Raw genomic sequence first — 11,346 nt, forward strand, 5'->3', positions numbered from 1 at the left:
TGATCATTTCTAACTGTTTTATGACGATGGCGTGGTATGGGCATCTGAAAATTTTACACAATGCGCCGCTTTGGCAAGCGATTTTGTTTAGTTGGTTGATTGCTCTATTGGAATATAGTTTTATGATTCCTGCAACTAAACTATTAAATCAACAGGGTTGGAGTTTGGGCGAAATGAAAATCACCCAAGAAGTTGTTACGCTGATTGTGTTTGTGCCCTTTATGATTTTTCTGTTTAAACAACCATTCAAGTTGGATTATGTCTGGGCGATGTTTTGCTTAATGGGCTGTGTCTATTTTGTGTTCCGTAACCAGAGCTAATTTTTCGGCTACTGCCCTAATGTTCTTTAGTTGGGGATGCCTGAAAAAACCGCTATAATATTTGCTAATTTATTCCTTTGTGCTTGGCGTAAGTCGAGACATTTCCCTATTTTTATCATGTTTTGGAAAAGCCAATGAATGCGGTCGCAACAGATAGCCAACCTTTAGTCGGAATTATCATGGGTTCTCAATCAGATTGGGCAACACTTGAACATACCGCTAATATGCTCAAACAATTGGGTGTTCCTTTTGAAGCTGAGGTGGTTTCTGCGCACCGTACGCCAGATCGTTTATTTGAATATGCTGAAACAGCACGTGATCGTGGTATTCAGGTGATTATTGCAGGTGCGGGTGGCGCGGCGCATTTACCTGGGATGTGTGCTGCTAAAACTGATTTACCTGTGCTTGGCGTGCCTGTTAAATCTTCAATTTTAAATGGCGTTGACTCATTGCTTTCGATTGTACAAATGCCAGCGGGTATTGCTGTTGGGACTTTAGCGATTGGTCAGGCAGGTGCAACCAATGCGGCAATTCTTGCAGCGCAAATTCTAGGTTTAACCCGCCCAGATATTGCTAAAAATGTGGCTGATTTCCGCACAGCTCAAACCGAAAAAGTATCGAACAATAACATTCCTGGTCAAGTATAACGGGGCCAATCATGAATAAAACCATCGGTATTTTTGGTGGTGGACAGCTTGGGCGTATGATGGCGCAAGCAGCTTTACCACTCAATATTCAATGTAGCTTTTTCGAAGCCGAAACAGACTGCCCAGCAGCTATTTTAGGTCCTGTATTTTCAAGTAAAAATCCACAAGCGCTACAAGATTTCATCGCAAGTGCCGATGTATTCAGTCTTGAATTTGAAAATACGCCTGTTGCTGATGTAGATGTTTTGACCCAAACCAAAACACTGCACCCTCCTCGCCTTGCTTTGGCGACAGCACAAAATCGCTTGGCAGAAAAAAGTTTGTTTGATGAACTCGGTATTCCAGTTGCACCGTATCGTGCTGTGGATAGCCTAGAGAGCTTAAAACAAGCCGTGGCTGAACTTGGATTACCTATCGTATTAAAAACTGTAACAGGCGGCTACGATGGTAAAGGTCAGTTCGTATTACGTTCTGAAGATCAAATTGATACAGCTTGGGCTGAATTAGGGCCTGCCAAAAGCTTGATTGCAGAAAGTTTTGTGAAATTTAGCCGTGAAGTATCGATTATTGCGGTGCGTGGTCAAGATGGTGATGTCAAAACTTGGGCACTTGCTGAAAACCATCATCACAATGGCATATTGTCACACTCAATCGTTCCTGCACCAAATAGCACAGATTTACAACCAGTTGCACAAGACTATATTACTCGGTTGTTGAATCATCTTAATTATGTGGGTGTACTTACACTTGAATTATTCGTGACTGAACAAGGGCTTTATGCCAATGAAATGGCATGTCGTGTTCATAATTCAGGACATTGGTCGATTGAAGGTGCGATTTGCTCGCAGTTTGAAAATCATATCCGTGCAGTAGCAGGCTTGCCGCTAGGAGCAACCGATGTTGTGCGTCCAACAGTGATGATCAATATCATTGGTCAACACCCGAAATCAGAAGATGTTTTAGCACTGAAAGGTGCGCATTTACATCTTTATAATAAGTCTGAGCGTGCTGGTCGTAAGCTTGGTCATATTACTTTGATGCCGAACAATAGTGATGAATTGACCGTATTATGCCGCCAATTAGCTCAGATTTTACCAGTTCCATTAGCACTGACAGATGATATGAATCTCTAAACTTATCCACATTATCTAAAAGCGATCTTTGGATCGCTTTTTTATTGCGTATGATTTTTTGAATTTAAAGTTTTAAATTTAAAAAATGCGCGATACCATTTTTGGAGTGCTGTGGATAACTTTAAGCTGGGCTTTTGAATTTAAAATAGTATGAAAAATTTGAATTTAAATTATGCTGGGTTGTTGAGTGTTGTGGTTTAAATTCAAAAATATGCATTTTTTAAATTTAAAACCAAAGGTGTTGCTGTGTTTTGAATTTAAATTTTGAGACTGTGGATATCTATTTTGATTTTAATTTTATGAAATGTAAGGAATAGTGTGTGGGTTTGAGCTGTTTTAGTAAATTGGAATGAATTTAAATGAACTATCTATTTTTGAATTCAAAAACATGGTTGATATGAAGTTATTTTTAAATTCAAACATACAGATAGTGATTGATGCTTGTTTTGAATTTAAATGAAGGGTGTTGGTAACTTTTAAATTTAAAACGATGGTGGAGTTATGAATTTAAAAATTAGGCTTTAAATTTAAAAGACAGTAAATGAATTCAAAGTTACGTTTCCAAACGGAACATAGTGCGGCTGCGTGTTAAGGTGAACAGGAAATTTAAATTTAAAAACTTTGGTTAAGACATGAAACATCATTTTTCTCTATTTATAGGCACTGCCTTATTTGCTTTATTTAATCAAGCGCATGCAGAACTCATTATTAATGGTGCAACGGTGCCAGCGACAACGACAGCACCATCCAACAGTACCTATTCACCAAATACAAATTTCCAGTCGTGTATTGCGAACTTGCGTTCTCAGGCAATTGCATCTGGGGTATCTGGTGCGACTTATGATCGTTATACACAAAACCTAACGCCTGATTATTCAGTCATTGATAAATTAAATTACCAGCCTGAATTTTCGACTCCAATTTGGGACTATTTATCAGGTTTGGTTGATGATGAGCGTGTCCAAGTGGGCAAACAAAAACTTGCTCAACATCGTGCTGTTTTAAATCGAGTTGAACAGGCTTATGGTGTACCAGCAGAAACTGTAGTGGCGGTGTGGGGTGTGGAAAGTAACTACGGCGATATTTCAGGTAAATATCCATTATTGCAGGCTTTGGGAACGCTCAGTTGCGAGGGTCGCCGCCAAAGTTATTTCCGTAGTGAATTTTTTGCGACGATGCGTGTTTTACAGCGTAGTGATTTAACACAAGATCAACTCTATGGTTCATGGGCAGGGGCTTTTGGTCATACCCAGTTTATGCCATCGACCTACGAGCGCTTAGCAGTAGATTTTGATGGTGATGGTCGCCGTGATCTGGTTTCAAGTACCACAGATGCTCTGGCTTCAACGGCCAATTTCCTAAAACGGGCAGGGTGGCAAACAGGTATGCCGTGGGGCTTTGAAGTGACAATTCCACAAGGTATGTCAGTTGCAGGTGAAAGCCGCCGTAATAAAAGGTCGCTGAATAGCTGGGTTGCACAGGGTGTGACTCGTGCGGATGCTACAGCCTTGATTCAGGGCAATTTGTCAGGCAGTACGCCAGCAGGACTGATTACACCCGCAGGTGCCAATGGCCCAGCATTTTTGGTATTTAAAAACTTTGATGCAATTTATAGCTATAACGCTGCTGAAAGTTATGGATTGGCAATTGCACATCTATCTGATCGTTTACGTGGTGGTACAGCATTTTTAACGTCTTGGCCAACGGATGATGCAGGGACTTCTCGAGCAGAGCGTCGCGAAATTCAGCAGTTTTTGGTCAAGCGAGGTTATGATATTGGTGTGGTGGATGGATTGATTGGAGACAAAAGTCGTCAAGCCATTCGCCAAGAGCAAACGCGCTTAGGCCTGAATCCTACAGGTCGTGCTGGTCAACAAATTTTACGGGCATTCCGTCAGGAACAGGCCAAACAAATGATGCAGTGATAAAAATCCCCCTTTTTTATCAATAAAGAGGGGGATAATCCCTATTCACAGTAACCAGTGATTAACTGGCGTGATGAATCAAAAATTGTATTTTTAGGTGTCGCAGGTTTTTTACATGCGAACCATACAATTTTCTGTCCTGTTAAGCGGGCTGGGTCTTTTGATCTCGCTGCTATACTATCAAGTCCAATATTTTTTTCACAATCAAAAGAGCTACCCATTTCAAAAGCATTAAGCTGTACTTTTTTGTCCTAAGATGGTTTATATGCACATTGTGAAACCCATACTGGAAAATTGCAATTATTTTGTAGATGGTTGTTGTTAATACTTAGACAGTTATGCACCTCATATTCTGAACTATTTACTTTATTTTTTGTGGATGAATTCGGATAATTAATCGTTGGAGTAGGGTTATAACTTGGTGTATTGATCTGAGTTATTGGAGCTGGTGGTGTATATACTGAGGTTTGTGACGGTGTATAAGTTGGAGTTGGTGTAGGCTTTGAATAACGGGCTGTATTGGCTTTTTGCGTCTGTTTTGCTGTATAAACCGTTGCTGCTGCACCTAAAACCTGACCCAGTTGTTGCCATTGTTCTTGACGACGAGCTTGTTTTTCTTGTTGTTTTCTACGTTGTTGGCGAGATCGTTCTCTTTCTTCTTCAGCTCGTTGGCGTTCTTGCGCTAATTGTTGTTCATGGCGAGCTTGTTCTATCTCTATTTGTCGTTGCTTTTCTTCTTGTTGAAGTCTTTCTTCATGCTCTTTTTTACGCTTATGCTCCTCTTCTGCTAAGTATGTACTAGAATCTACTGAACTATTCGTTTGGGATTTAGAAATATTTCGTACTAAACGGATACTTGCTTTACAATCATTGAGGTAACAAGGATTTATGGCATCCTGATAAGAATCGTTTATAATATAATTCACAGCACCATTCAGCCCTCTAAAACTATCCTCTTCTGAACCTAAAGGTGTATTAGACCAAAGGTATATATTTCTTTTAAAAATAGCATTTTTCTTTAAAAAAGTTGATTTTAATTCATTAATACTAGGTAATCGCCAATCTGAATGTCCTGCAAAACCGTTATTGTTGATTTTGGTATTAATTTCACTTTGTATTTGTTCCCATTTAAGTTCAGATGGTTTACCAATACAATCCACTCCTGTCCATGTTTGCCCTAAAGCACAACGCATCCAAACTAATCCTGCTTTATTGTCTTGCCATTGTCCTGATGATAGTAATTCAATATCGGTTTTATTTTCTATAGAGGAAACCCCTGTAGTTGCATGAGTATGGCTGAAAATGCTTAAAGTAATTGTTGTTATGCTAAAAATTAAAATACGCATCATTATTTCCCCATTGTTTATGATTAAAATATATATTTGTTTTATCTTGTTAAATTTAATTTTGTGTAATAAATTATTTTTATAGTAGAAATATCAAATAAATAATCAAATTTTTGGGGGTGAAAAAAATCAGGTGAATAGCTTAACTATACACCTGATTTAATGGATCAATTATGGCGCAGCGTCCAGTTTCACTGCTTCTAAAATATCAAAAATTACTGCTGTGACATCTTGGCTTAAATCACGATCATTAAAAATTTCGTAAGCAGTAATGGTCACATCTGTATCGCTAGGTAGTTGTTTTTGTTCTTCTTCAATCAGCTGTTCAATTGGCAAGAGCGTTTGTTTAACTTCGAGATGTAGAACTTCATTATAAGTAAGATTCTCATCTTCAAACTCTAATTCATGTTCATTGAAATAGGGGATCAAAATAGAATGAAGATACGGACTAAGATCCTGAATATCTAAGATTTCAATATCACGAGTCTGTTCAATCGTACTGATGTGGTCATTCACTTCAATGAGGATATGATAATAACTCATGCTGATCTCCATTAAGACTAAGATGATGTTTTGACACCACAATAACATGAATAAATCAAAAGAATCGACTCATTGTTACGATCTTTTTAAAAACATCAGCTTATAGATTTCTCATATCCTTATAACAGAGACTTAACGAGAAAAGCCGAGTAGTTCCAGATCGACATCTGCGAGTTGGAAGTTCTTCGCATCTTGTTCCTTGATTCTTGGATACATCAGTGATTTTCGATCTTTGGTATGCTTTAAACCCAATACATGACCAAATTCATGTGCAAGCGTTAAACGCAGGTCATCAACTGAGGAAAATTCATAAATAAAAATCTGTTTACCATTGAAATGCCCTTTGTGAAACAAACGTGGCTGAAATGTTTGATTAAATTGATGAGTTGATGCTACAAGTTGCTTATTATTTTGATTGAGTTTTTGAATATCTCGATTAAGTTGCTGAGTTTTTTGATTATAAACTTGAATCTCTTGTTGTAGGGCGAATTCAGCCATAAAAGGCTATCTTGTTAATAATAAATCACGGTCAGCCTGAGTGAGACGGAAATGGTCCATCTCTTGATCTTTCATAATAGGGTACATTAAAGCTTGAGGGCTGTTTGCATGTTGTAAACCAAGGGCGTGTCCTAATTCATGTGCTAGTGTTAATCGTAAATCGTTATCTGATTCAAACTCATAGATTAAAATTTGTTTTCCATTAAATAAGCCTTTATGAAATAAATGTGGTTGAAAGCGTTGTTTGTATTGTTTGACTGAAGCATCTAGTTGTTGATCCAGTGAGTTAAGTTCATCTATTTTTTGATTTAATTGAGTAATTCTTTGATTGTATTGATTAACTTCTTGTTGCACTAACTCAATATTACTTTGTAGCTCTTGTTGTTTCTGCTGAAAATATGTCGAATTCCCAGATGCAGATTGGTTGTGTTGAGCAGAAAGCTGCTCTTGATTATATTGCTGAATTTGTTGATTGAGTTGTTGTTGTTTTAAATCTAAAAATTGCTTACTCCGCATAATTTCTTGTTCAATTTGGTCTAATTGCTGTTTTTTATCTTTCCATACCTGTTGATTCGCTTCGAGTTGAGTTATATGTTCTCGGCGTTGTTCGCTTTCTTGTTGGCGTTCATCGTAAATGAGGTGAATCGCAAGTTGGGCATTGGGGTCATAAACAAAATAATCCTGTCCTGTACCATCTTTCCAAATTTGAGTTGCTTGTTGGCTAATTTCTTGTACTTGTTCAAGACTGAGTTTAAAACGAGGATCTACCTCAGCGATTCGATAACGCAGGCGAGTATCTATTGGATGAGTGATACGGTCAGCTAATGAATTGAATTTTAGTTGAGGATGTTTCTGAGTTTGATAACTTAACCCTAATAAGAAAATAATTAACCCTGAAAAAATTAAAAAGCGCATGATTGTATTTTCTATTCTTCTGAAAATGAGATGAATCAGTTTAAGAGAGACTTTTGATCTAAATAAATTGAACTATAACAAGAATAAGAAATATCTGGAAAATATATCAACATGTATCACATTCTGCTTTAATGCATATTCTGAAGGAATAAATAAAATAAACACTAAGGCACAATATGCTGAAATATTTATTGAAAGCGCCTGATACTGTATGGACAGCAGATTCTCCTGCTGAGGCAAAGGTTAAAAATTTAAAAATCAAATATTTGGGGACGGCGGGATTCATTCTTTCTGATCAGCATCGTACAGTTGTGCTTGATCCTTTTATCAGTCGTCCAAACTTAACCCAAACGTTTACTCAGCCTTTATTGAGTGATCCTGAATTAGTCAGACAACATATACCAAATGCAGATGATGTATTGATTGGACATGCTCATTACGATCATATTTTAGATGCACCTGAGGTTTGTAAGCAAACAGGAGCACGTTTAATTGGATCCAAAGCGACTTTAATGTATGGACGTTCAGCAGGCTTGTCTGAATCGCAAATGCTTGAAACAAAGGGAAGAGAAATCATAGATTGTGGTCAATGGCAAGTGGTGGGTTTACCATCCATACATGGTAAGGCACTGTTTGGCCTTGTGCCTTTACCAGGGGATATGACCACACCTCCGCCTTATCCGCCCAGATTTCATCATCTGCGGCATGGTCAGGTCTTCAACTGGTGGATTCATACGGGCAAGCTCAGTGTGGTGCATATTGATTCAGCCGACTTTATCGAGCAGGAATTGCAGGGGCGAGAGGCTGATATTGTGTGTCTATGCGCGATTGGACGTAAGTATCGTCCCAACTATGTTAAGGATGTAGTGCGGCTACTCAAGCCAAAATATATTATTCCGTGTCATTGGGATAGCATGGTGACACCGATTGATGACGTTCCTCAGTTGTTGCCAGGGGTGAATATTCCTGAATTTTTAGAAGAAATAAAAGCTTCTGGAGTCGAACCATTATTTATGCCGATTTTAGGTGAACTATATTTCGATCAAAATAATGAATCTTAAAATAAAAAAACCGCGCTTTCGCGCGGTCCTTTTTAAAGAGACAAATTATTTTTTGTCATCTTTAACTTCTGTGAACTCAGCATCTACAACGCCATCATCCGCTTTTTGTTGTTGACCCGCATCACCACCTTGGAATGCATTTGGATCAAAACCTTCTGCGCCGCCAGCACCTTGTGCTTGTTCATAAGCACGTTGAGTGATTGGCATCAAGATGTTTTGTAAAGCTTCAGTTTTCGCTTTGATGTCTTCAACATCATTTTCTTTAGTTGCTGCTTCAAGCTCAGAAACCGCTGTAGCGATTGCAGTTTTTTCATCTTCAGTCACTTTGTCACCTAGATCTTTAACTGCTTTGTTCGAGCTAGATACTAAAGCATCTGCTTCGTTACGAGCTTTCGCTAACTCTTCAAATTTACGGTCTTCTTCAGCATTCGCTTCAGCATCTTTAATCATTGCTTCGATTTCAGCATCAGACAAACCTGAGTTCGCTTTAATCTGGATTGATTGCTCTTTACCAGTGCTCTTATCTTTAGCCGATACTTTTAAGATACCGTCAGCGTTGATGTCGAACGATACTTCAATTTGCGGTACGCCACGTGGAGCAGGTGGGATATCGCCTAATTGGAAGTTACCCAACAATTTGTTTTGTTGAGCCATTTTACGTTCACCTTGGTAAACAGAAATATCTACAGCAGGCTGGTTGTCAGCAGCAGTAGAGAACACTTGTGATTTCTTCGCAGGAATCGTAGTATTTTTCTCAATGATTGGTGTTAATACACCGCCCATTGTTTCGATACCTAAAGTTAATGGTGTTACGTCTAATAAAAGAACGTCAGTTTTGTCACCAGACAATACAGCACCTTGAATCGCAGCACCGATTGCAACCGCTTCATCAGGGTTCACGTCTTTACGTGGCTCTTTACCAAAGAATTCTTGTACTTTTTGTTGTACAAGTGGCATACGAGACTGACCACCAACTAAAATTACGTCAGAGATGTCTGAAGTCGAAAGACCAGCATCTTTAAGCGCGATTTTGCAAGGCTCGATTGTACGAGCAACTAAATCAGCAACTAAACCTTCAAGTTTTGCACGCGTTACATTGATCACTAAGTGTTTAGGACCAGTTGCATCAGCGGTGATGTATGGAAGGTTGATTTCAGTTGCATTTGATGAAGAAAGCTCGATTTTTGCTTTTTCAGCAGCTTCTTTCAAACGTTGTAACGCAAGTGGATCATTTTTCAAGTTCACACTTTGTTCTTTCTTAAATTCTTCAACCAAGAATTCAATTAACGCGTTATCAAAGTCTTCACCACCAAGGAAAGTATCACCATTTGTTGATAACACTTCGATTTGTTGGTCGCCATCAAGGTCTGCGATTTCAATGATTGATACGTCGAATGTACCACCACCTAAGTCGTAAACTGCAACTTTACGGTCACCTTCTTTTTTGTCCATACCGAACGCAAGAGCGGCAGCAGTTGGTTCGTTAATGATACGTTTAACATCAAGACCTGCAATTTTACCCGCATCTTTAGTTGCTTGACGTTGAGCATCATTAAAGTAAGCAGGAACTGTAATCACCGCTTCAGTAACTGTTTCACCTAAATAGTCTTCTGCAGTTTTCTTCATCTTTTTCAAGATTTCAGCAGAGATCTGTTGAGGTGCTAATTTTTTGTCGTTTACTTCAACCCAAGCATCACCATTGTCTGCTTTGATGATTTTGTAAGGTACAAGACCGATGTCTTTTTGAACCGCTTGATCTTCATAACGACGACCGATTAAACGCTTGATTGCGAATAAAGTGTTTTTCGGGTTTGTTACAGCCTGACGTTTAGCACTTTGACCAACTAAAATTTCACCATCTTTATAAGCGATGATTGATGGAGTTGTACGTGCGCCTTCAGCATTTTCGATTACTTTTACTTTATCGCCTTCAAGTACAGCAACACATGAGTTGGTAGTACCTAAGTCAATACCAATAATTTTTGCCATTTGGGATGTTCCTCTAAAATTTTGTGAACCCCCTGATTTCCTATTTAATAAATGGAATTTAAAAGGGGATTTGCTTGTTATTCGATATGAGAGTCAATCGGTTTTTTTCAAGCATTTTTATGAAAAAAAATCAAAAAACTCTCGAATTATTGTGTTTTGAGCAAAATTTTAAATGCTCAACGTCAATTTATTGACCAACCATCACCATTGCTGGGCGGAGTAGGCGACCATTTAAGGTATAACCTTTTTGTAATACAGTGCCGATTTGGTTCGCTTGAGCGTTTGGATCGATACCGACTGCTTGATGAAGATCTGCGTTGAAACCATTTTGTGTATCTGCTTCAACCACACCAAATTTTTCAAGTGTTGTCAGTAGCGATTTCAAAGTCAGCTTTACACCTTCAAGTAAAGGTGTTTGTTCATCACCAGCGGCTTGAATCGCACGTTCAAGATTGTCGACTGAATCCAACAACTCTTTAGCAAATTTCTCAAGAACGGTATCTTTGTGTTTTTCAGATTCACGCTGGATACGTTCAACACTCTTTTGTGCTTCGTACACGGCATTTGCGGTACGGGCTTTTTCAAGTTTCAAGCTTTCTTCGAGTTTGGTGATTTGCGCTTGTAAATCTTCAACGCTAAGCTCGTTTGCTTGCTCTACACCTTCAGCTTGAGTTTGTTCAGTTTGTTGCTCATTTTGAATGTCTTGAGCTTGCTCATTTTGCTCATTAGCCATTGATGATCTCCGTTGAAAAAAGTTCTTAAACATGTACAGTCCTTTTGGCGTGAATGCTCATAGGGTTAAACCCGAACTGCCACATCTTGGTCATTCATAGATAGGGATGAAGTATGGGCAAGGCGACAAAATTCAAGCGTTCAGGTCAATTTAAATCTTTAGGACTTACGCACTATTATTTATAGATTCTCTGTGGTAGGAGATGATTTTTATCGAGAATAAAGTCATCAATGAAG

The 11,346-nt window shown here is 38.6% G+C and carries 10 protein-coding genes and 1 pseudogene; 5 read left to right on the forward strand and 6 right to left on the reverse strand.

Features of this window, described 5'->3' with window-relative positions; all coding sequences use genetic code 11:
• Positions 1 to 20 precede the first annotated feature (20 nt).
• The 4 genes from NO346_RS00210 to NO346_RS00225 all read left to right on the forward strand — a co-directional run bounded on the left by NO346_RS00210 (position 21) and on the right by NO346_RS00225 (position 4,025).
• On the forward strand, positions 21 to 320 hold the full coding sequence (locus NO346_RS00210) for a DMT family protein (protein ID WP_249571318.1): 300 nt from the start codon (positions 21 to 23) through the stop codon (positions 318 to 320).
• 134 nt (positions 321 to 454) lie between these two features.
• On the forward strand, positions 455 to 967 hold the full coding sequence (purE, locus tag NO346_RS00215; protein WP_004660511.1) for a 5-(carboxyamino)imidazole ribonucleotide mutase: 513 nt from the start codon (positions 455 to 457) through the stop codon (positions 965 to 967).
• Between the two features lie 11 nt (positions 968 to 978).
• Complete coding sequence (locus NO346_RS00220) at positions 979 to 2,100, forward strand: 5-(carboxyamino)imidazole ribonucleotide synthase (protein ID WP_256413839.1); 1,122 nt, start codon at positions 979 to 981, stop codon at positions 2,098 to 2,100.
• 632 nt (positions 2,101 to 2,732) lie between these two features.
• On the forward strand, positions 2,733 to 4,025 hold the full coding sequence (locus NO346_RS00225) for a lytic murein transglycosylase (protein ID WP_256413840.1): 1,293 nt from the start codon (positions 2,733 to 2,735) through the stop codon (positions 4,023 to 4,025).
• Positions 4,026 to 4,276: 251 nt separating this feature from the next.
• Here NO346_RS00225 and NO346_RS00230 read toward each other — a convergent pair whose 3' ends face one another.
• From NO346_RS00230 to NO346_RS00245, 4 genes and pseudogenes are all read right to left on the reverse strand, one after another.
• The gene (locus NO346_RS00230; RefSeq protein WP_256413841.1) at positions 4,277 to 5,374 is read right to left on the reverse strand and encodes a DUF1566 domain-containing protein; all 1,098 of its coding nucleotides are present in this window, start codon (positions 5,372 to 5,374) and stop codon (positions 4,277 to 4,279) included.
• Positions 5,375 to 5,542: 168 nt separating this feature from the next.
• Positions 5,543 to 5,926: a hypothetical protein gene (locus NO346_RS00235; protein WP_256413846.1), complete on the reverse strand. Its 384-nt coding sequence runs from the start codon at positions 5,924 to 5,926 to the stop codon at positions 5,543 to 5,545.
• A gap of 120 nt (positions 5,927 to 6,046) precedes the next feature.
• Positions 6,047 to 6,400: pseudogene (locus NO346_RS00240) on the reverse strand (matrixin family metalloprotease); the annotation flags it as partial.
• Between the two features lie 18 nt (positions 6,401 to 6,418).
• Positions 6,419 to 7,327, reverse strand: a complete 909-nt coding sequence (locus NO346_RS00245; protein WP_256413842.1) for a matrixin family metalloprotease — start codon at positions 7,325 to 7,327, stop codon at positions 6,419 to 6,421.
• A 176-nt stretch (positions 7,328 to 7,503) separates the two neighbouring features.
• Between NO346_RS00245 and NO346_RS00250 the strand changes: the two genes are divergently transcribed.
• Complete coding sequence (locus tag NO346_RS00250) at positions 7,504 to 8,388, forward strand: MBL fold metallo-hydrolase (protein WP_256413843.1); 885 nt, start codon at positions 7,504 to 7,506, stop codon at positions 8,386 to 8,388.
• Between the two features lie 45 nt (positions 8,389 to 8,433).
• Here NO346_RS00250 and dnaK read toward each other — a convergent pair whose 3' ends face one another.
• Together dnaK and grpE are read right to left on the reverse strand one after the other, a co-directional pair.
• On the reverse strand, positions 8,434 to 10,377 hold the full coding sequence (dnaK, locus tag NO346_RS00255; protein WP_004949942.1) for a molecular chaperone DnaK: 1,944 nt from the start codon (positions 10,375 to 10,377) through the stop codon (positions 8,434 to 8,436).
• 187 nt (positions 10,378 to 10,564) lie between these two features.
• Entirely contained in the window at positions 10,565 to 11,110 is a 546-nt protein-coding gene (gene grpE, locus NO346_RS00260; RefSeq protein WP_005158808.1) for a nucleotide exchange factor GrpE, read from the reverse strand.
• Between the last annotated feature and the right edge of the window lie 236 nt (positions 11,111 to 11,346).

The organism is Acinetobacter sp. 5862, from assembly GCF_024494585.1.
Classification (GTDB): domain Bacteria; phylum Pseudomonadota; class Gammaproteobacteria; order Pseudomonadales; family Moraxellaceae; genus Acinetobacter.

What these genes read in the sequence shown, in the direction of transcription:
- grpE (WP_005158808.1), bottom strand. Translation starts at nt 11,110, where the DNA reads ATGGCTAATGAGCAAAATGAGCAAGCTCAAGACATTCAAAATGAGCAA.
- purE (WP_004660511.1), top strand. Translation starts at nt 455, where the DNA reads ATGAATGCGGTCGCAACAGATAGCCAACCTTTAGTCGGAATTATCATG.
- NO346_RS00220 (WP_256413839.1), top strand. Translation starts at nt 979, where the DNA reads ATGAATAAAACCATCGGTATTTTTGGTGGTGGACAGCTTGGGCGTATG.
- NO346_RS00230 (WP_256413841.1), bottom strand. Translation starts at nt 5,374, where the DNA reads ATGATGCGTATTTTAATTTTTAGCATAACAACAATTACTTTAAGCATT.
- NO346_RS00235 (WP_256413846.1), bottom strand. Translation starts at nt 5,926, where the DNA reads ATGGAGATCAGCATGAGTTATTATCATATCCTCATTGAAGTGAATGAC.
- NO346_RS00225 (WP_256413840.1), top strand. Translation starts at nt 2,733, where the DNA reads ATGAAACATCATTTTTCTCTATTTATAGGCACTGCCTTATTTGCTTTA.
- NO346_RS00245 (WP_256413842.1), bottom strand. Translation starts at nt 7,327, where the DNA reads ATGCGCTTTTTAATTTTTTCAGGGTTAATTATTTTCTTATTAGGGTTA.
- NO346_RS00250 (WP_256413843.1), top strand. Translation starts at nt 7,504, where the DNA reads ATGCTGAAATATTTATTGAAAGCGCCTGATACTGTATGGACAGCAGAT.
- NO346_RS00210 (WP_249571318.1), top strand. Translation starts at nt 21, where the DNA reads ATGACGATGGCGTGGTATGGGCATCTGAAAATTTTACACAATGCGCCG.
- dnaK (WP_004949942.1), bottom strand. Translation starts at nt 10,377, where the DNA reads ATGGCAAAAATTATTGGTATTGACTTAGGTACTACCAACTCATGTGTT.